19 protein-coding genes and 1 pseudogene are annotated in these 20,536 nt (G+C 63.4%); 7 read left to right on the top strand and 13 right to left on the bottom strand.

The window, feature by feature from the left end; translation table 11 throughout:
* Window positions 1-273: 273 nt before the first annotated feature.
* From SB822_RS50475 to fnr, 3 genes are all read left to right on the top strand, one after another.
* On the top strand, window positions 274-1,620 hold the full coding sequence (locus SB822_RS50475) for a PAS domain S-box protein (protein ID WP_410858296.1): 1,347 nt from the start codon (window positions 274-276) through the stop codon (window positions 1,618-1,620).
* A complete protein-coding gene (locus SB822_RS50470; protein WP_410858295.1) occupies window positions 1,617-2,264 on the top strand; it encodes a response regulator in 648 nt (215 codons plus the stop codon). Before SB822_RS50475 ends, SB822_RS50470 begins: the two co-directional genes overlap by 4 nt.
* A gap of 214 nt (window positions 2,265-2,478) precedes the next feature.
* Window positions 2,479-3,267 carry a fumarate/nitrate reduction transcriptional regulator Fnr gene (gene fnr, locus SB822_RS50465; RefSeq protein WP_410858294.1) on the top strand — a complete coding sequence of 263 codons (789 nt, stop codon included), beginning with the start codon at window positions 2,479-2,481 and terminating at the stop codon, window positions 3,265-3,267.
* A gap of 34 nt (window positions 3,268-3,301) precedes the next feature.
* Here fnr and SB822_RS50460 read toward each other — a convergent pair whose 3' ends face one another.
* The 8 genes from SB822_RS50460 to hutH form a co-directional block, all read right to left on the bottom strand.
* Window positions 3,302-3,964 (bottom strand): hypothetical protein, encoded by a 663-nt coding sequence (locus SB822_RS50460; RefSeq protein ID WP_410858293.1) that lies wholly within the window; start codon window positions 3,962-3,964, stop codon window positions 3,302-3,304.
* A gap of 361 nt (window positions 3,965-4,325) precedes the next feature.
* A complete protein-coding gene (gene hutG, locus SB822_RS50455; RefSeq protein ID WP_007746999.1) occupies window positions 4,326-5,138 on the bottom strand; it encodes an N-formylglutamate deformylase in 813 nt (270 codons plus the stop codon).
* Window positions 5,139-5,169: 31 nt separating this feature from the next.
* Complete coding sequence (locus SB822_RS50450) at window positions 5,170-6,561, bottom strand: formimidoylglutamate deiminase (protein ID WP_410858292.1); 1,392 nt, start codon at window positions 6,559-6,561, stop codon at window positions 5,170-5,172.
* A 25-nt stretch (window positions 6,562-6,586) separates the two neighbouring features.
* Entirely contained in the window at window positions 6,587-7,807 is a 1,221-nt protein-coding gene (hutI, locus tag SB822_RS50445; protein WP_410858291.1) for an imidazolonepropionase, read from the bottom strand.
* Between the two features lie 30 nt (window positions 7,808-7,837).
* Window positions 7,838-8,455 (bottom strand): HutD family protein, encoded by a 618-nt coding sequence (locus tag SB822_RS50440; protein WP_410858290.1) that lies wholly within the window; start codon window positions 8,453-8,455, stop codon window positions 7,838-7,840.
* A gap of 2 nt (window positions 8,456-8,457) precedes the next feature.
* Window positions 8,458-10,146, bottom strand: coding sequence for a urocanate hydratase (gene hutU, locus SB822_RS50435; RefSeq protein WP_024163239.1), 1,689 nt, complete (start codon window positions 10,144-10,146; stop codon window positions 8,458-8,460).
* Window positions 10,147-10,207: 61 nt separating this feature from the next.
* Window positions 10,208-10,903 carry a histidine utilization repressor gene (hutC, locus tag SB822_RS50430; RefSeq protein ID WP_009770455.1) on the bottom strand — a complete coding sequence of 232 codons (696 nt, stop codon included), beginning with the start codon at window positions 10,901-10,903 and terminating at the stop codon, window positions 10,208-10,210.
* A gap of 26 nt (window positions 10,904-10,929) precedes the next feature.
* A complete protein-coding gene (gene hutH, locus SB822_RS50425) occupies window positions 10,930-12,453 on the bottom strand; it encodes a histidine ammonia-lyase (protein WP_009770456.1) in 1,524 nt (507 codons plus the stop codon).
* A gap of 336 nt (window positions 12,454-12,789) precedes the next feature.
* On the opposite strand from hutH, the gene SB822_RS50420 reads away from it, so the two are divergent.
* The gene (locus tag SB822_RS50420; RefSeq protein WP_410858289.1) at window positions 12,790-13,695 is read left to right on the top strand and encodes an NAD-dependent epimerase/dehydratase family protein; all 906 of its coding nucleotides are present in this window, start codon (window positions 12,790-12,792) and stop codon (window positions 13,693-13,695) included.
* A 150-nt stretch (window positions 13,696-13,845) separates the two neighbouring features.
* Window positions 13,846-14,028: a hypothetical protein gene (locus SB822_RS50415; RefSeq protein WP_007750066.1), complete on the top strand. Its 183-nt coding sequence runs from the start codon at window positions 13,846-13,848 to the stop codon at window positions 14,026-14,028.
* Between the two features lie 51 nt (window positions 14,029-14,079).
* Here SB822_RS50415 and SB822_RS50410 read toward each other — a convergent pair whose 3' ends face one another.
* The 5 genes and pseudogenes from SB822_RS50410 to SB822_RS50390 form a co-directional block, all read right to left on the bottom strand.
* A complete protein-coding gene (locus tag SB822_RS50410; protein WP_410858288.1) occupies window positions 14,080-14,856 on the bottom strand; it encodes a DUF899 domain-containing protein in 777 nt (258 codons plus the stop codon).
* 51 nt (window positions 14,857-14,907) lie between these two features.
* On the bottom strand, window positions 14,908-15,336 hold the full coding sequence (locus SB822_RS50405; protein WP_410858287.1) for an SRPBCC family protein: 429 nt from the start codon (window positions 15,334-15,336) through the stop codon (window positions 14,908-14,910).
* Entirely contained in the window at window positions 15,243-15,659 is a 417-nt protein-coding gene (locus tag SB822_RS50400) for an ArsR/SmtB family transcription factor (protein WP_410858305.1), read from the bottom strand. Before SB822_RS50400 ends, SB822_RS50405 begins: the two co-directional genes overlap by 94 nt.
* Window positions 15,660-15,690: 31 nt before the next feature.
* Window positions 15,691-15,891 (bottom strand): hypothetical protein, encoded by a 201-nt coding sequence (locus SB822_RS50395; RefSeq protein ID WP_410858306.1) that lies wholly within the window; start codon window positions 15,889-15,891, stop codon window positions 15,691-15,693.
* A gap of 162 nt (window positions 15,892-16,053) precedes the next feature.
* Window positions 16,054-17,370: pseudogene (locus SB822_RS50390) on the bottom strand (NCS2 family permease); the annotation flags it as partial.
* 669 nt (window positions 17,371-18,039) lie between these two features.
* Here SB822_RS50390 and SB822_RS50385 point away from each other — a divergent pair.
* Both SB822_RS50385 and SB822_RS50380 read left to right on the top strand, forming a co-directional pair.
* Window positions 18,040-19,080: a hypothetical protein gene (locus SB822_RS50385; protein WP_039903102.1), complete on the top strand. Its 1,041-nt coding sequence runs from the start codon at window positions 18,040-18,042 to the stop codon at window positions 19,078-19,080.
* The gene (locus SB822_RS50380) at window positions 19,077-20,348 is read left to right on the top strand and encodes an MFS transporter (RefSeq protein ID WP_039903090.1); all 1,272 of its coding nucleotides are present in this window, start codon (window positions 19,077-19,079) and stop codon (window positions 20,346-20,348) included. Before SB822_RS50385 ends, SB822_RS50380 begins: the two co-directional genes overlap by 4 nt.
* Window positions 20,349-20,536 lie beyond the last annotated feature (188 nt).

Raw genomic sequence — 20,536 nt, 5'->3', positions numbered from 1 at the left:
GCAGCGCGCATGCGATGGTCGCGCCGTGGCACAGGATTACACGCATGATGCGCCCGCTCCCATGCGAGCGTCGCGCTCGCAGCCCGGCGCGAGAAAGCAGCTCAACCCACGGCGCATCGCCCGCTCACAAACGCGCCCATTGACGGCAACACCAGCAGACTACAACGCCGCATCACTCACGTACGCGGCCATGGCGCGGACAGGCGCGCAGAAACGACGCGGCAGCAGGAATCCGGGCGCGCCACGCCGCAACCCGACGATCTGAACCACGACATGAATACTGTTGCCTCGCCAACCAGTCAAAGCCTTCGCACGGCATTGACGATGCTCGCCACCTTCATGGCGGGCGTGCTCGCGGCCTCGTTTACAGCCTGTCTCACGCTGCGATGGACGACGACCGTCGCAGGCGCAACCGTGCTCGCGATCCTGGTTGCGTGCATCGTGTGGTCGCATCGCGAGGAGCGGCGCAATCGCCTCGCCCGCGCACAATCGCACGAGAACGACTTGCACGGCGCAACATCGATGCAAACCTTCGACGAAGCGCGCCTGACAGCCATCATCCGCTCGTCGCGCGAAGCAATCGTGACGATCGACGCATTGCAGCGCATCGTCCTGATGAACCCGATGGCGGAGGAACTGCTCGGCTGCGATGCGGCGAAGATCATAGGCGGTCCGCTCTCGCGCTTCATCCCCGAACGGTTTCGCATCACGCATGCGAAGCACGTCGAGCATTTCAGTGCGACGAGCGGGTCCGACCGGCGCATGGGCAGCCCGCGCGTGCTGTATGCGTTGCGCACCGATGGTCGCGAGTTCCCGATCGAGGCGTCCATTTCGCAAAGCCAGTATGGCAACGAGAAGCTCTACACCGTGATGCTGCGCGACATCACCGAGCGCATGCGCGCCGAAGAAGCGCTCAGGCAGTCGCGCGAGGACCTGCGCGAGCTGTCGGCGAACCTGCAACGTGTGCGCGAGGAAGAGAAGGCGCACATCGCGCGCGAGTTGCACGACGATCTCGGGCAATCGCTGACTGCGCTGAAAATGGACCTGTCGGTGATCGGGCATGCGCTGGAAAGCGAGGGGATCGACAACGCCTACGTGCACGAGCGGCTGCAGGCGATGGCGCGCGTGATCGACGCGACGGTTGCGTCCGTGCGGCGGATCGCGGCAAACCAGCGGCCCGCGATGCTCGACGATCTCGGCCTCGTCGCGGCGATCGACTGGCTCGCCGACGATTTCTCCCAACGCTATGGCATCCGCGTCGCGCGCCGGCTCGAGGTCGGATCGGCAGCGTTTTCGCACGGTGCGGCGACGGCGATTTTCCGCATCGTCCAGGAAGCGCTGACGAATGTCGCGAAACATGCACAAGCGTCGTTCGTCACGCTCGCGATGCGGGTGAATGGCGAGCATTGCACGCTCGACATCGTCGACGACGGCCGCGGCCTGCCCGCCGTCGAACACGCGCGCGATCCACGCACCGACAGGAACTTCGGGCTGCTCGGCATTCGCGAGCGGGTCCATATGCTCGGCGGCACGCTATCGACGGGCGAGCCTGGCCACGGCTTCAACCTGTCCATCACGTTCCCGCTCGACGCATTGCAATCTGAAGAGACGCAGCCATGATCCGCATTCTCATCGCCGACGACCACGCGCTGATACGCGAAGGTCTGCGCCACATCCTGAAGGGCTCACCCGAGTTCGAAGTGGCCGGCGAAGCCGCGGACGCGGCCAGCACGATCGCGCTCGTGCGCTCGACGGATGCGCACATCCTGATCCTCGATCTGTCGATGCCAGGGCGCAACGGCGTCGAAATGATCCCGCAGATCAAGGCGACCAATTCTGCCCTCCACATCCTCGTGCTGACGATGCACGGCGAGCATCAGTACGCGGTGCGCGCGTTCAAGGCGGGCGCGTCCGGCTATCTGACGAAGGAAAGCGCGAGCGGTGAACTGGTGAGCGCGCTGACGAAGATCGCGGGCGGCGGCGTTTATATGAGCCTTTCGATGGCCGAGCGCTTCGCGCGCAACCTGCACGAGCCGCTCGAGATGCTGCCGCATCAACGGCTGAGCGACCGCGAGTTCGACGTGTTCCGCCGCATCACGGCAGGCCAGACGATCGGCGAGATCGCCACGCAGTTGTGCGTCAGCACCAAGACGATCAGCACCTACAAGGCGCGCATCCTCGACAAGATGCAGATGCCGCACGGCACGGCGCTGGTGCGCTATGCGATGCGCCACAAGCTGTTCGACGACAGCGAAGAGCCGTGAACGGGTCCGGTGTAGGCGACACCCTACACGCACTCCGATTGACTGACCGCAGATTCATTCGCCGCCGATTCAATTTTGAGACAGCACCCAACATACTTTCAGCATTGACATTGCGTGCCGTGCTGTCCAACTGCAGCGACGCGGACGCCGTACGACACCATTTCATCGCGCGTGCATCATGGCCCGCACGCGCATTCCCGAAAAGGAGGCCACCATGCTACTCGCCGATGCATCGACGATCACGCCCTCGCCCACGTCTTCGCCGTTCACACAGGCAACCGACTTCGTGCGCAGGTTCCAGCCAGGCGGCACGCAGCATCCCGTGCCGCGCTGTTCGCAATGTGCGATCAGCCCGCTCTGCAATCCTGGCGAACTGAACGCCGAGGAGCTCGCGCAAGTCGATTCGCTGGTTCAGGAAGTGCGCACCGTGCAGCGCGGCGCGAGCCTCTATCGCGCGAACGATCCGTTTCACAACGTCTACATTCTGCGCAGCGGCTCGTTCAAGACGGTCGTCATGCATCGCGAAGGACGCGAACAGGTGACGGGCTTCCAGATTGCGGGGGAAATGCTGGGACTCGACGGGATCGTCGGCGGGCAGCATCTGTGCGGCGCCATCGCGCTCGAGCGCAGCACCGTCTGCGTGATTCCGTTCGAGTCGCTCGAAGATCTGTGCCGCGAAATCAAGCCAATGCAGCGACATCTGCACAGGGTCATGAGCCGCGAGATCGTCCGCGAATCGAACATGATCATGCTGCTCGGCACGATGCGCGCCGAGCAGCGTGTCGCGACGTTCCTGCTGAATCTCGCCGACCGCTACGGCACGCGCGGATACTCCGCCACGGAGTTCAACATGCGCATGACGCGCAGCGAGATCGGCAGCTACCTGGGCATCACGCTCGAAACGGCGAGCCGCATGTTCTCCAGGCTGCAGCAGGAAAGGCTCGTTCAGGCGCGCGGCAAGCAGATCCGCATTCTGGACAGGGGCGCGCTCGCGCGGCTCTGACACGTCATGCGATACCGGCTGCTACGCTGCGCATTCATCCCTCTTCGCCCAGCTGCACGAGCAATGCGTGCAGCCGCTCGGTGTGACGCAGCAGCATGTGCCGATGCTTGTCGATCTGTTCGAGCCGACCGGCGAGATCGGCATGAATGGGGTCATCAAGCTCGGCGGCCGACAGCACGTCTTCGACTTTGGTACGCACCGACGCGAACTCGACGGTCGGATGCGTCAGCGAGCGCTCGAAACGCCGCACTTCCTGCACGGCGAGATCGCGCACCTTGCGGAAATACGCCTGGCGCCGGTGCTGTTCAGCCTCGTGGACTTCATCTTCCGGACGGCGCTGCGCTTGCTGTCCGAAAATCGGCTCCGGCGGACGCAGAACCGATTTTTTGCGTACCGGATGCGCCGTGCCGCGAAAACGCGCGAGCGGCGTTTCGTTGTCAATCGCTTCGCGCGCGTTGTCCGGCACGTCGGCGGGTTCGTGCGGCGCATCCATCCAGCCGCTGGGCAGCCCTGTCACCGATTCGACGCCGCGCACGAATTCCTCGCTGAAGTCGCGCTGGCTGGCGAGCATCAGCTTCAGGTACGACGCGGAGAACGTCATCATCCGTGCAAGACGCGTGACGGCGCCGACTTCCCGCGTCAGCAACGCCAAATTGGCCCGCCAGATGGGAAGCAGGGATTCGTCGGAATATTCCATCGCTGGGTCTTCCTTCATCAGTCTTGCTGCTAAGCCTGCGTTGATCGGGCCACACGCACCGCAACGCGCATGCCCGTGCGCCGCGTCCGACAACGATAGTCGCATCGCCATATGGCGCGCAACCGGATTCGCACGGCGGTTGCTGCGCAAAGACAACACTGGCGCGCGCCGCGGCGTATGGGGGTTTCACTGACGATTGACCCCGGCGAGCGGGCGGCGTTCCGCACAGAGGCGCGAGGACGGATGAATTTCGCCATGTGGATTTCGCCACGCGGCAAATCAAGGGAGAGGAACGAGGCGTCCGGACGGACGCCTGCGAGGTCGCTGCGCGCGAGGCCAGAAGCCCGCGCGCACGCGTCTTTCAGGCCGCCGCGACGTGCGAGAGCGCCGTCTTCACGAGCTTTTCGAGCAGCGGCTCGATTTTGCCGGCGAGCGCTTCGTCATACGCATACGGCATCTGTTCCTGCATATAGGTGATCTGCGACAGCTCAAGCTGTACCGCATGCACGTTCTGCTCTGGCTGGCCATATTGGCGCGTGATATAGCCGCCTTTGAAGCGGCCGTTCGCGATGGCGGTATAGCCGCCATGCCCGTCGACGATCTTCGCGAGCGCTTCGGCAAGCCCTGGCGCCGCGCTTGCGCCGTTCGACGTGCCGAAGTTGAAGTCGGGCAAGCGGCCGTCGAAGAAGCGCGGCACATGCGAGCGGATCGAATGCGCTTCCCACAGCAGCACCTTGCCGTGCTGCGCCTTCAGCGCCGCCAGCTCGCCCTGCAACGCTTCGTGATACGGCTTCCAGTACAAGTCGCGGCGTCGCGCGACTTCGGCGTCGTCGGGCAAGTGGCCGTCGCGATAGAGCGGCTCCTTGTCGAACGTATCGACGGGCAGCAGGCCTGTCGTGTCCTGCCCCGGATAGAGGTTGGCGCCATCGGGCGGACGGTTCAGATCGATCACGTAACGCGCATACGTCGGCGTCAGAATCGACGCGCCCATGCGTTTTGCGAACGCGTACAGGCGGTCGAGATGCCAGTCGCAATCGTCGGTGCGGGCGGCGACGGGTGTCATCTGCGCGGCGATATCGGCGGGAAGACGCGTGCCCAGATGCGGGATTGAGATCAGGAACGGCAGGCTTCCCCGATGCAGCGAGAAGACGGGCAAGGTATCGGTGGCGGTCATGTCGTCGGTGCTTCTCAAAGTTGACTCGGGTTCACTTCAGCAGTTCGGCGAGCGCCGCGCGATATTGCGCATACGCGTGCTCTTCATCGCGATGCCTGCGATTGTCGACGACTTTCGCGCCGCCCGCATACACATCGCGAATGGGTGTCTCGCCATGTTCGCAGAATACGACACCCGAAAGCCATGCGTCGTTCGCATGTTCGGCGATGCTCGCGTGATCCGCATCGAGCACGATGAAGTCGGCCCGCGCGCCCGTGCGCAAAGCGCCCACCGCACGGCCCGTCGCCAGCGCGCCGCCTTCCAGCGACGCCGCGAACAGACGATCCGCGACGCGTGGCATCTCCGCCGATGCAAGCACGTTGCGCTGCCGTCTCGACAGGCGTTGACCGTATTCGAGCAACCGCAGTTCCGAACGCCAGTCGACGCCGATATGGCTATCGCTGCCGACGCCGATGCGCCCCTTTTGCTCCAGATAATCGTGCGCCGGAAAGATGCCGTCGCCGAGATTCGCTTCCGTCGTCAGGCACAGGCCCGCGATGGCGCCGCTTTTCGCAAGCGCAGCCGTTTCATTGGCATCGACATGCGTCGCGTGTACGAGGCACCAGCGCGCGTCGACATCGAAGCGATCGAGCAGCCATTGCACGGGCCGCGCGCCTTCCGTTGCGACGCACGCGTCGACTTCCGCCGTCTGCTCGGCGATATGGATGTGCACGGGCGCGCCGGGCGACATTGCATCGAGTCCATTCAGCAACTCGCGCAGCGAATCGTTCGACACCGCGCGCAACGAATGCGGCGCGACGCCATAACGCAGCGCGCCATGTTCGGGACGCGCCCGGCGCAGCGTGTCGAGCAACCCGAGCAGACTGTCCGGCGTGTTGATGAAGCGGCGCTGATCTTCGCGCGGCGGCTGCGCGCCGAAGCCCGCGTACTGATACAGCACAGGCAGCATCGTGATGCCGATGCCGCTCGTGCCCGCCGCATCGACCACGCGTTGCGCGAGTTCCGCGTCGTTCGCATAGCGCTTGCCGTCCTGCATGTGATGCACGTAGTGGAATTCGCAGACGGACGTATAGCCCGCCTTCAACATCTCGATGTAAAGCCATTGCGCGATCGACGCCAGCCCTTCCGGCGTGATGCGGGCGGCGAAGCGATACATCAGATCGCGCCAGCTCCAGAAATTGTCCGTAGCGTTCGCGCGATATTCGGTGAGGCCCGCCATCGCGCGCTGGAACGCGTGCGAATGCAGGTTCGGCATGCCGGGCAACACGGGACCGCTGGCTTTGGCGACGCCCGCGGGCGCTTGCGCATCGGGTGTCACCGAGACGAGCGCGCCTTGCGCGTCCCATTGCAACAGCACGTCGCGCCGCCAGCCTTCGGGCAGATACGCGTGACCGGCAAAAAGCGATTGAGTGGCTTGAGTCATGTTCGATCCCATTCTCGCGTCGCGCTCAGCGCGTCCGACGCGTATAGACGGTGTCGCCGCCGCGCACGACGCGCTCGCACAGCGGGCGTCCAATCCAGTAGGCAAGTTCCGCGAGCGACTGCACCGACCACACCGCGAAATCGGCAGCACGGCCCACTGCGAGCGTGCCATGCGTATCCGCCTTGCCGAGCGCCTGCGCCGCGTGACGCGTCACGCCTTGCAGCACTTCGGGCACGGTCATGCGGAACAGCGTCGTCGCCATGTTCATCATCAGCGGCAGCGAGGTCGAGGGCGAGGTGCCCGGATTGCTGTCCGTCGAAATCGCGATGGGCACTTCATAACGGCGCAACAGTTCGAGCGGCGGCAACTGCGTTTCGCGGATGAAGTAGAACGCGCCCGGCAGCAGCACGGCTACCGTGCCCGCTCCCTTCATTGCGGCGACGCCCGCTTCGTCGAGAAACTCCAGGTGATCCGCCGACAATGCGCGATGCCGTGCCGCCAACGCGGTGCCGCCGCCGTTCGACAACTGCTCCGCGTGCATCTTGACGGGCAGCCCGCGACGCGCAGCGGCATTGAACATGCGCTCGCTCTGTTCGAGCGAAAAGCCGATGCGCTCGCAAAACACATCGACGGCATCGACGAGTCCTTCGTCGGCTAGTGCAGGCAACATGCGCTCGCAGACTTCGTCGATGTAGTCATCGGCGCGTCCCGCGAATTCCGGCGGCAACGCATGCGCGCCGAGAAACGTCGTGTACACCGTCACGGGATAACGCTCGCCGAGTTGCCGCGCAACGCGCAGCATCTTGCGCTCGCTTTGCAAGTCTAGCCCGTAGCCGGATTTGATTTCGATGGCCGTGACGCCTTCAGCGAGCATCGGTTCGAGGCGCGCGGCCGACTGCGCGAACAGCGACGCTTCATCGGCGGCACGCGTGGCGCGCACCGTCGAGACGATGCCGCCACCCTGCTTCGCGATTGCTTCGTAGCTGACGCCCGCGAGCCGCTGCGCGAATTCGTCGGCGCGCTGGCCGCCGTACACGAGATGCGTATGGCAATCGACGAGACCGGGCGTGACCCATGCGCCGCCCAGGTCTTCGCGCGGCCACGCAGCGTATTGCGCGGGCAACTCATGCGACGAACCGAGCCACGCGATGCGGCCGTTTTCGACGGCGATCGCGGCGGCGTCGATCGTTTGGTTGGGATCGCCCTGCGGACAGAGCTTCAGATGGTTCCAGACGGTTTGCTTCATGGCAGGGCTGTCTGTGATGTGGGCAAGCGCTCAGGCTTGCGATGTGTCGGTGTAGCGGATGCTGACGGCGAGCAACGCGCCCTTCCCTTTGACTTCGCATGACAGCGCGCGGGCGTTGTCGATGCGCAAAGTGTCGCTGGCTACGAGCGTCGTTGTATCAGCAGCGTCACCCGTCGTGACGTGCAGCTCGCCTTGCGCGCAGAACAGCAGCACGACATCGGCATTGAGTTGCGCGCGCGTTTGGTCGCGCCAGATTGCGACGTCGCCCGTTGCCGCACCACGCCGCACCATCAGGTTGAAGTCGCGCGTCGCGCCGTCGATTAGACGCGCGTCGATGGCCGTTTCGCCTTCGAAGCGCGCGATGTCGAGCGGCTCGCGCAGCGCGTGCGTCACCCCATTCGCTTCGTCGAGCAACATGCCCGCGCCCGATAACAGCACGAGCGCCCGGTCGATTCCTGCGAAACGCGAGAACGGACCGGCTTGCGCGACGTCGGCGACGCTCACGCGCCACACGAACGCGTCGAGCGCCGCGCCCTCGGGGAACGCGGCGACCTCGCGCGTGACGCCGCCGCCGTTTTTCCACGGCGACGCCACGAGGTCCGCGCCGCGAATCAGCGACACGCTTGCAGACGATGGCGTCGCGGACACGATCAGCGGCCCAGCATCGGCAGGTTGAGACCGGCTTCGCGAGCCGTCGACTGCGCGAGTTCGTAACCGGCGTCCGCGTGACGCATCACGCCCGTTGCCGGATCGTTGAACAGCACACGGCCGAGACGTTCGCGTGCTTCATCCGTGCCGTCGGCGACGATCACGACACCCGAGTGCTGGCTGAAGCCCATGCCGACACCGCCGCCATGATGCAGCGACACCCACGACGCGCCGCCTGCCGTGTTCAGCAGTGCGTTGAGCAGCGGCCAGTCGCTGACGGCATCCGAGCCGTCCTTCATCGATTCCGTTTCACGGTTCGGGCTTGCAACGGAACCCGTATCCAGGTGATCGCGGCCGATCACGATCGGCGCCTTCAGTTCGCCATTCTTGACCATTTCGTTGAACGCCTGGCCCAGACGATAGCGATCCTTCACGCCAACCCAGCAGATACGCGCCGGCAAGCCCTGGAACGCGATGCGCTCGCGCGCCATGTCCAGCCAGTTGTGCAGATGCGGATCGTCGGGAATCAGTTCCTTGACCTTCGCATCCGTCTTGTAGATGTCTTCCGGATCTCCCGACAGCGCGACCCAGCGGAACGGGCCTTTGCCTTCGCAGAACAGCGGACGGATATACGCGGGCACGAAGCCGGGGAAATCGAACGCGTTCTTCACGCCCATTTCCAGCGCCATCTGACGGATGTTGTTGCCGTAGTCGAGCGTGGCCGCGCCGCGTTCCTGCAGCGTCAGCATTGCTTGCACCTGCTTGGCCATCGACTGCTTGGCGGGCGTCACGATGCTTTGCGGGTCCGTCTTCATGCGTTCGCGCCAGTCTTCGATCTTCCAGCCTTGCGGCAGGTAGCCGTGAATCGGGTCGTGCGCGCTGGTCTGATCGGTCACGCAGTCCGGCGTGATGTTGCGCTTCACGAGTTCGGCGAACACATCGGCGGCATTGCCGAGCAAGCCGATCGATACGGGCGTACCCGACTTCTTCGCTTCTTCGATCATCGCGAGCGCTTCGTCGAGCGTCATCGCTTTCTTGTCGACGTAACGCGTCTTCAGACGGAAGTCGATGCGCGACTCATCGCATTCGACGGCGATCATCGAGAAGCCCGCCATCGTCGCCGCGAGCGGCTGCGCGCCACCCATGCCGCCGAGGCCACCTGTCAAAATCCAGCGGCCCTTCGGATCGCCGTTGAAGTGCTGGTTCGCCACCGAGAAGAACGTCTCGTACGTGCCCTGCACGATGCCCTGGCTGCCGATGTAGATCCAGCTGCCCGCCGTCATCTGGCCGTACATCATCAGGCCCTTGCGGTCGAGTTCGTGGAAATGATCCCAGTTCGCCCAGTGCGGCACGAGGTTCGAATTCGCGAGCAGCACGCGCGGTGCGTCGGCATGCGTGCGGAATACGCCAACAGGCTTGCCCGATTGAATCAGCAGCGTCTCGTTCTCTTCGAGGTCCTTCAGCGACGTGAGGATCTGATCGAAGCAATCCCAGTTACGCGCCGCACGCCCGATGCCGCCGTACACGACGAGCGCATGCGGATGCTCGGCCACTTCCGGGTCCAGGTTGTTCTGGATCATCCGGTACGCGGCTTCCGCGATCCAGGTCTTGCAGGTTTTCTCGCTGCCACGCGGTGCGCGGATCGTGCGGGACGGGTCGAGACGCGGGTCGATGTGTTTCGGGTTGTTCATGATGCCCTCGGAAGCGCTGATAACTCGGTAACGGAGTCGAAGATTGAACGGAAACTAGAATTTAAAAGTGGCCGGTGAACCGGTAGCGGTTGCCCGGATGCCAAAGGTTGGCCACCGAAGCGACCACACCCTGCGACCACGTGCGCCGGTGCAGCACGAGGCAAGGTTCGGCGTCGTCCATCGTCAGATGCCGGCGGGTGTCGGCATCCGGCGCGGAGGCTTCGATGCGGTACTCGACGCGCTGCAGCGGCGCGACGCGCACGAGATACTGGTTAGGCGTCGTGTTGGTGAAGTCCTGCAACGCGTATTCGGGCGCGACGGCCGGGTTCACCCAACGCTCTTCGAGCTGGACGGCCTCGTCGTTCTCGAGGTGCAGCACGCGCGAGTGAAAAATCGGATTGCCCGCACTCACCTGCATTTCGCCAGCGAGTTCGTCGTCGGCGATCGCGGCGCCGACGTGCAGCACCTTCGCGTGATAACGATGGCCACGCGCGACGATTTCGTCGGAGATGCTGCGGATCGCCACCAGCGTCGACTCGTACTTCGGCCGCGCGACGAACGTGCCCGATCCCTGAACGCGCGTAAGCACCTGATCGGCCGTCAATTCACGCAACGCGCGGTTGACCGTCATGCGTGCGACGTTGAATTCGCGCGCAAGCTCGTTCTCCGATGGAACCTGATGGCCTTCGCTCCATTCGCCCGCGTGAATGCGGGCGAGGATGAAGTCCTTGATTCCCTGATAAGCCGGTGCGTTCATGCCGGGCGTCTCGCTATGCAGATGAATTAGCGTTGCTCGGAGAGGAACGAGAACGGGCTGTGCGCCGCGATCGTGCCGTCTTGTACGAGCTTCGTGCACGCGGCGATGTCAGGCGCGAAGTAGTGATCGAGTTCGTAGTGCGCGACCTGCGCGCGGATCGTGTCCATCACCTTTTGCAGTGACGGGCTGGTCTTGTGCGGCGCACGCAGATCGACACCTTGCGCGGCGGCGAGCAGTTCGATCGACAGGATGTTCGCGGTGTTCTCCGCGATGTCGGCGAGCTTGCGCGCAGCGAACGTCGCCATCGAAACGTGATCTTCCTGATTGGCGGACGTGGGCAGCGAATCGACGGAAGCCGGGTGAGCCAGCGTCTTGTTCTCCGATGCGAGCGCGGCAGCCGTGACGTGCGCGATCATGAAGCCCGAATTCACGCCACCATCTCTAACGAGGAACGGCGGCAGGCCCGACAGCGTCGCGTCGATCAGCAGCGCGATGCGGCGTTCGGCAAGCGCGCCGATTTCCGCTACGGCGAGCGCGAGGTTATCGGCGGCGAACGCGACGGGTTCAGCGTGGAAGTTGCCGCCCGAGAGGACTTCGCCCGTGTCCGGGAAGATCAGCGGGTTATCCGACACGGCGTTCGCTTCGACGAGCAGCACTTGCGCAGCGGCGCGCATCTGGTCGAGGCACGCGCCCATGACTTGCGGCTGGCAGCGCAGGCTGTACGGGTCTTGCACCTTGTCGCAGTCGGCGTGCGACACGTTGATTGCCGAGCCGTCGAGCAGCGTGCGATACGCAGCCGCGGCGTCGATCTGGCCTTGATGGCCGCGCAGCGCGTGAATCCGGTGATCGAACGGCTTGACGGAACCCATCGCCGCGTCCACCGAGAGCGCGCCTGCCACCAGCCCCGTGCGGAACAGATCCTCGATCGCGAACATGTTGTACAGCGCGAGCGCCGTCGATGCCTGCGTGCCGTTCAGCAGCGCGAGACCTTCCTTTGCTTGCAGCGTCATCGGCTTCAGGCCGACGAGGCGCAGGCCTTCCGTCGCCGGGACGCGCTCGCCCTTCGCGAACACTTCGCCGACGCCGAGCAGCACGGCCGACATATGCGCGAGCGGCGCGAGATCGCCCGATGCGCCGACCGAGCCCTTCACGGGAATCACGGGCAGCACGTCGGCGTTGAACAGCGTGATGAGCGCCTCCATCACTTCGCGGCGGATGCCCGAGTGACCGCGGCCGAGGCTCGACAGCTTGAGCGCGATCAACAGGCGCACGACGGGCTGCGACATCGGCGCACCGACGCCGACGGCATGCGAGAGCACCAGATTGCGCTGCAGCAGTTCGAGCTGGTCGCGCGGGATGTGCGTGCTCGCCAGACGGCCAAAGCCCGTATTGATGCCGTACGCCGGCTCGCCCTTCGCGGCGATGTCCGCGACGGCTTGAGCGCATGCGTCGATGGCGGCGAAGCTGGCGGGATCGAGTTCCAACGTAACCTGTTCGCGTGCGATCTGGCGCAGTTGGGTCAAATTCAGGGAGCCGGGTGTAAGGATCATGATGTGAGTTCCTGTCTATACAAATTTTGAGAAAGTGTAGCGGCGTCAGCTTGTATATACAACTCAAATTTTGGGGTTTGGGATAGGGAGTTTCCATTAGGCGCAGCGGGTTTGCTGGCATGGTTCTGGCAGTTAGCTCCGCCCCGGCCGGTTGCGACAGCGAGCGTGGTTCAGGCGCGGTTTCGCCAGAGAAAGCCCCATAACTTGTATATACACGTTCAATTTTCGGGTTGGCAAGCGGACAAAAAGCCGGCCTTGGAAACCAACCCACTTTTTGCAAAGCTCGCCCGCCTCCATACTCAAGTCATTCCCAGTTTCCCCTCAAAGGAGAACGTCTTGAACATCTTCATCACTGGCGCAAGCGGTTTTATCGGTGGATCGATTGCGGCGGGTCTCGTGCGCGCGGGCCATCGCGTGACGGGCCTGATTCGCAACCGGGAGCATGAGGCTGAACTGAAGCGCCTCGGCATCGAACCTATCGTCGGTACGCTCGACGACCGCGATCTGCTGATCGCCCAAGCCAAAGCCGCTGACGCCGTCATCAACGCGGCGAGCAGCGACCATCGCGGCGCGGTGGAAGCGCTGCTCGAAGGTCTCGAAGGCTCCGGCAAGCCGTTTCTCCATACGAGCGGTTCGAGCATCGTCGGCGATGCGTCGGGCGGCGAGCGCGGCGACGCGAAGATCTACACGGAAGACGCGCTACCCGAGCCGACGGCAGACAAGGCGCCGCGTGTCGCAATCGACAACCTCGTGCTCGACGCGGCAAAACGCGGCATCCGCTCGTCGGTGCTATGCAACACGCTGATCTACGGGCATGGTGCCGTCAAAGGCAGCGCGAGCGTGCAACTGCCGCGCCTCGTGCGCCAGGCGCAAAAAAGCGGCATCGTGCGGCATGTGGGCAGCGGCGGCAATATCTGGTCGAACGTGTCCATCGACGACGTGGTCGAGCTGTACCGGCTCGCGCTCGACAAGAGCCCGGCGGGCACGTTCTATTTCGTCGAAAGCGGCGAAGCGTCGTTCCGCGAGATGACGGACGCAATCGCCAAAGCGATGCACCTCGGACCGGCGCAGGACTGGCCACTCGATCAGGCGATCGGCGAATGGGGCTACGAAATGGCGTCGTATGGTCTAGGCTCGAACAGCCGAGTGCGCGGCACTCGCGCACGCAAACTGCTCGACTGGCAGCCGACGCACACGTCGGTGATCGAATGGATCGAAAGCGACATGATGAAAGACGCGTAAAACACGCGTCGAACCGCGCATAGAACGTTGGCCAGCGCACACGTTGTAAGCAAGGCTGTTGCGTATCCGTAAGCTCGCATCGCTAGAATCGGCGATGTTCGATCAGGTTGATGACAACCTCGATCTTTCGGCTCGAGCCCGGATCATTCAATGTTGCTTGCACTCAATTTCGACTGGCTGACCAATCTGCTCGCGATTCTTTTCGTGGTCGCGTGCCTGTACGACTCGCGCTACGACGAGTACGGCACGCTGACGCTCGCGTCGGGCGCGATGGGCCTGATCGTGATGGGCATCCAGGAGTTTCTCAGGCCCGCATTCGAAATGTCGCTTTGAACGCAGGCCTCGCTCGCGTCGGCGTGATGCCGTTCGCCGCCTGAGAGCACATCACTTGCGTGCCACTTCATGACAGCAGGCTCCCGTGCCCTGCTGTTCCTGCGCTAGCGTCTTGCCCGTTACGCCGTCTTCATAGCTGTCGTGACGGCGCAGCCAGCCCATCATCTTGTTCTCGTCTTCATCGCGGCCCTTCGGCACGAAATCGAGCAGCGTATAGCTGCCGATCAGCGGCTCGCCGCCGCGACCATACGACGAGAACGTGCGAAAGATCTCGCCCTTGTCGTTCCGATAGAACACGCTCATGCCGGGCAGTTCGTCACACGCATAGTCCTGCGTCTCGAAGTTGTAGACGACCTTGCCATGCGCTTCCTGCTCCGGCGTGAAAGACACGTCGAAGTCGTAATTGAAGTCGCTCCCGAACGACGACACCCAAGGGAACTGCCATCCCATGCGTGTCTTGTACGCATCGATTTTCTCGAGCGTCGCGCGCGAAACAGCGACATACGTCACGTCGCGGTGCGCGAGATGCACGAGCGCGCCGTCGATGTGATCCGACAGAAACGAGCAGCCGGGACAGCCCTGCTCCCAATCAGGCCCTAGCATGAAGTGATAGACGATCAACTGGCTGCGTCCCGCGAACAGATCGGCAAGCGTCTTCGTGCCTTCGCGCGTATCGAAGGTGTAGGTCTTGTCGATCTTCATCCACGGCAGCGCCTGACGCTTCTTCACAAGCGCGTCACGGGCGCGCGTAAAAGCCTTTTCCTCCGCGAGATGCGCGCGTTGCGCGGCGAGCCATGCTTCGCGTGAAACGATCTTGTGCTCTTCCATCTGCTCCTCCAGTTGTGCGGCCGTATCGCTCTTTGCATGCGGTTGCAGCCTTCACGAGAAATAGCGTTCGAGTCCGTCGAGCGCTTCCGTCCATCCGTCGCGATGTGCGTCGCGCGCGGCTTCATCGAAGAACTGTTCGTGCGTGAGCGTGAGCCATGTGGCGTCGCCATCGGCTTTCAGCGAAAATGTGACGATGGACTCACGTTCCGGCGTCGAGCGGAATGCCCAGCTATAGACGAGCTTTTCGTTGATCGCGACTTCGCGGAACAGGCCGCTCACGTCATGCTCTTCGCCGTCGGGCGCGCGCATGATCATGTGAAAGCGGCCGCCCACCTTCAACTCCATCTCCGAGAGGATCACGTCGCAGCCGCCGGGATGCAGCCACTTCACGATCTGCTGCGGGTCGGTCCACGCACTGAAGACTTTTTCCGGGGACGCCTTGATGTGTCGCTGGAGCGTGAGACTGGGGCGGGCGGACATGACGGCTCCTCAACATAGGCGGCCAGTTGATCGAGTGCTTCGGACCAGAACTGCTGATAGCGCTGCAGCCATGACATGGCCTGTTCCATCGGCGCGGCGGACAGACGGCATGCGACTGTGCGGCCCGTCTTGGTGCGCGTGATGAGGCCCGCGTCGGCCAGCACGTCGAGATGCTTCATGACCGCCGGCAGAGACATCGCGAAAGGTTCTGCGAGTTTGGAGACTGATACGTCTCCCCTTTCCGATAGACGTGCGAGTAGCGCGCGGCGGGTTGGATCCGCTAGCGCGGCGAACGTGCGATCAAGGTCTTGTAACTTAACCATGAGGTTAAGTGTAGGTCGGTAGGGGGATGTGTCAAGGGTTTGGTTTTTTTGCCGCTTCGCGGGAGGCGCGTTCGCGATTGAGTTGGTCTTTTTCTGCTTTCGCTGGTGGTGGCTTTGCCGCGCGGGTTTTTTTGCCTTTGTGGTGGCATCCGCGAAGCGGTGTTTGCTGCGCATGCGGTTTGGTTTTTTTTGCTTTTTTGCTGGCATCCGCGCTACGGTGTTTGCCGTTCACGCGTCGCCCCTGTGCGGGGCGACGCTTGAAGCACGAAGGCAAAACGCGGATGCCAGCGCAAAAGGCAAACACCCCGACCGGCGACGCATGAAGCACGAAGACAAAACGCCGGATGCCAGCGACAAAACCAGCAAACCACCCAGCGTCGCAGACGAAAAAACTTCAGATCGCCCAACCACCAAGATAAAACACAGCCAGCACAACAGCGATCACAACCGTCCCAACATTGAGCTTGCGCCATTCCCCGCTAACAACACGCCCAATCACCAGCGTGCAGAACCCCAGCATGATGCCCGTCACGATATTAGCCGTCAGCACGATAAAAACGGCGCACACGAGACCCGACATCGAATCGACCATATCATCCATATGCAGCTTGCTCACGCTGGAGAGCATCAGCAGACCGACATACATCAAAGCAGGCGCAGTAGCGTAAGAAGGCACAAGCGCGGCAAGCGGCGAGAAGAACATCACGACGAGAAACAGCAGCCCAACGACAGCAGCAGCCAACCCCGTCTTCGCGCCCGCAGCAACCCCAACCGTCGACTCGATATACGCCGCAGCCGGCGCACCGCCCATAAAGCCCGAGAAAATCGAGCTGAGCGAATCAGCCGTCAACGCGCGGCCGCCGTTGATAATGCGGCCATTCTCGTCGAGCTGCCCGGCCTGCCCGGCAACGGCGCGGATCGTACCCGTCGCATCGAACACAGCCGTCATCACCAGCGCAAGCACACTAGGCAGGACAGCAAGCGACAACGCGCCCTTGATATCCATCGCACCGATCAGCGAAGCATGGCCCGGCGCACTCAACGAAGGCAGCGCGAACACACCATGAAACGCAACAGCAGGATCGAGCAGCAACGCAAGCGCCGAGATCGCGACGATCACGATCAGAATCGAGCCCGGCACGCGGCGGCGCACCAGACCGACGATGGCTGCCAGCCCGCCCACCGACATCAGCACAGGCAACGACGTGATATGCCCCAGCGAGACGGGCAATCCCGGCCCAGGATTCTTCACCACGAGGCCGACATCGTTCGCGGCGATCAGCAGCAGAAAGAGACCAATGCCGATGCCCGTCCCATGCGCGACGCCCGCAGGCAGATTGCGCAGAATCCACGAGCGCACGCCCGTCACCGAGATCGCGGTGAACACGAGGCCCATCAGGAACACCGCGCCGAGCGCGACATTCGGCTGCAAGCCCTTGCCGAGCACGAGCCCGAACGCGGTGAAGGCCGTCAGCGAAATTGCACAGCCGATCGCAATGGGCAGGCGCGCCCAGATGCCCATCAGCAGCGAGCCGAATGCCGTCGTCAGGCACACGGCGACGAACACCGCGCTGGTGTCGAAGCCCGCCTTGCCGAACATGCCCGGCACGACGAACACGGAATAGACCATCGCGAGAAACGTCGTGATGCCAGCGATGATTTCCTGGCGTCCCGTGCTGCCGCGCGCGGTGATGTCGAAATAGCGGTCAATGAACGCCGCCGGCTGGTCGCGAGTGTTGTCGAATGCCTCGCTCCCGGCTTCCGCGATGCTCTGGGCCTGGGGTTCCATCATGATGAGTGCCTCCTTTATCAGCATGCCGAAACGGCTGCCGTCACAGGCTCGCCGTCATCAGGTTCGTCTCGTTGAGTAGTAGATGTAGTGCGTGTTGCGCTTTCCGCATGGCGCGCAGGTGCGCATCGTCCTCGTTACGGCGGGTAATCCGTCGTTGGACGATCGATTGACATCGCGTTCCGTTTTCACCAGTCCACGACCCACTTCACGCCGTTCTTTTTATGCTGAAACGAAGGTTAGGCGAATCCCAATATATCTCCCATCGCAATAAAAACATGCCGCGCATGTCGCAATCCTTATATCGTTTGACACACGGCAATGCGGGCCGCCGACCCGGGTGTTAACACCTACGGTTGCAGCCCGCCTGACGCGCGCGGGAAGCCCTGCTGAAAGGGCTTTGAAGCCTGCGGCCGGGCCTGTCCAACGCAGACAAAACAAAGGCCTTTCGACGTCACGGGTTAAACTCTCGGCAAACCATGCCTTTAACGCATTGCCGGCGAGGCTCTCGATGCCTGCATGAATCGCTGGATCGTCTTTTGCGACAGCACCTGCATCGTGCCCGCCGCCCTGGCCACGGAGTCCCACTTGATGATTGGCGGTTTCCTACGTCCAGCCTTCCGTCTTTTGCTGTTGGCCGTTTTTGCGGCCCTTGCCGCCATGATGTCGGGCTGCAGCCTGTTCGGACCGACCGAGCAGCCGCCTGCGCCCATCACCGAAGCCACGGTGACGCCGCTCGTCGTTCCCGCCCTCGAGCCCGCCGCCGAGCCGGACCAGGCCGAGGCGCCTGAACCCAAGGAACCGAAGAAGCCGCGCCCGCCCGTCGTGCGCCCGCACAAGCCGGAGCCGCCGCCGCCCGTCGTCGCGCCCGCGCCGCCGCCTCCGCCGCCCGCTCCCGCGCCGATCATCGTGACCCGCACGCTCGATCGCAACACGACGCATGGCCTGCTCGACAGCGAAGTGCAGAAGCTCGACGGCAAGGTGATCGGCCGCGCCATCGACATGACGGCTGACGGCAGCGGCACGCCGCGCCAGATGATCGTCAACCTGCAGGGCTTTCTCGGCGTTGGCGACCGCAAGGTCGGTTTTCCGTGGACCGCCTTCCGCTTCACGCCGAACGCGAAAGGCGCGCCCATCACGATCACGACCCCGCCTAACCAGCTAGCTGCGACCAACCGGCCGAAGCCGTCGGCTTCGCTCGCGACGCCGCTCGCGGCCGTGACGGCCGCGCCCGCGGTACCGCCGGGGCAAATGGAACTGCTGGACGCGGACGTCGAGCGTCCGAACGGCGGCAAGGTAGGCCGCGTGATCGACGTGCTGGTCGATGTGAACGCGCAGCCGCAGGCCGTCGTGCTCGACGTGAGCGGCATCATCAGCCCCGATCGCCGCTCGATCGCAGCGAACTGGTCGGCGCTGCGCTTCGTCGCCAAGGACAAGACGCTGCGTCCGTTGATGGATCTCAATGACGCGCAGATCAAGGCGTCGCCCACTTACGAGGCAGATAAACCGATCCGGGCGGTCTCGCCTGCCCCTGCTCCATCTCCAGTTCCTGCGTCCGCTCCTGCGCCCGCTACAACGGCTGGCCCTTCATCGTCCGCTGCGGCGGCATCAACCGCACGCACTTCACGATGACGAGCCGTCTCATGGTCAACGCACGCAGTCTCCGCGCCCTCGACTGGCTCAACTTCTTCGTCGCCAACGTGCAGACGGGATTCGGGCCGTTCATCGCGTCATACCTCGCGTCGCACAAGTGGACGCAGGGCGAGATTGGACTCGCGCTTTCAGTCGGCACGATCAGCGCGATGGTGAGCCAGGTGCCTGGCGGCGCGGCCGTCGATGCGCTGCGCAACAAGAAAGGCGCTGCTGCGTGGGCGATCATCGCGATCATTCTCAGCGCCGTGCTGCTTGCGGCGAGCCCGACCGTGCTGCCCGTGATGGCCGCCGAGGTCTTTCACGGCTTTGCGAGCTGCATGCTCGTGCCGGCGATGGCGGCCATCTCGTTCGCGCTCGTCGGCCGACACGATCTGGGCGACCGGCTTGGGCGCAATGCACGCTGGGCGTCGATTGGGAGCGCTGTCGCTGCGGGCCTGATGGGGCTGTTCGGCGAATATTTCTCGGCGCGCGCGGTGTTCTGGCTGACTGCCGTGCTTGCGGCGCCTGCGCTGTTTGCGTTGTCGATGATCACGATGCCGGAGCATCAACCTTTGCCCGCGCACCAACCTGCGAAGAAGGAGCGCGACGACGCCGAAGAAAAGGAATCGATCTTCGAGTTGCTGCGCGACAAGCGGATGTTGATCTTTGCCGCCTGCGTCGTGCTGTTCCATCTTTCGAATGCGGCGATGCTCAATCTCGCGGCGGGTGAAGTGACGGCGGGTATGGGCGATAACGTGCAGCTCGTGATTGCTGCGTGCATTATCGTGCCGCAGGCGATTGTGGCGATGTTGTCGCCTTGGGTTGGGCGCACTGCGGAGCGCTGGGGGCGCAGGCCCATTCTGCTGCTTGGGTTTTCTGCGCTGCCGGTGCGGGCTTTGCTGTTTGCTGGCGTTAGCAGCCCTTACCTGCTTGTGCCTGTGCAGATGCTCGATGGCATTAGCGCTGCTGTGTTCGGTGTGATGCTGCCTCTGATTGCTGCTGATGTTGCTGGCGACAAGGGGCGTTATAACCTCACCATTGGGCTGTTTGGCCTCGCGGCCGGGATTGGGGCGACGCTTTCTACTGCTGTTGCCGGGTTTGTCGCCGATCGCTTTGGCAATGCGGTTAGCTTTTTCGGGCTCGCCGGTGCGGGGGCGCTTGCTGTGTTGCTTGTGTGGGCTGCTATGCCTGAGACTCGTGATGCGAATGGAGATATGCAGGAGAAGCCTGCACCCGCTGATGGTGGGTCTTTGAAGCGGGCTAAGTGAAGGGGGTTTTTGGGTCTTGCGACGCTGGGCGGTGGTTTTGTTTTTTCGCTGGCATCCGCGGCTTGCCTTCGTGCTTCATGCGTCGTCGTTCGGTGTTTTGGCCTTTGCGCCGGCATCCGCGCTATGGTGTTTGCCGTTCACGCGTCGCCCCTGTGCGGGGCGGCACCTACTTTTCTTTGCCGCCGCAA

Origin of the sequence: Paraburkholderia sp. SIMBA_054, from assembly GCF_046534875.1 — a bacterium.
In the GTDB taxonomy this organism is placed as follows: domain Bacteria; phylum Pseudomonadota; class Gammaproteobacteria; order Burkholderiales; family Burkholderiaceae; genus Paraburkholderia; species Paraburkholderia hospita.
This window is presented reverse-complemented; position numbering and strand designations above follow the sequence as displayed.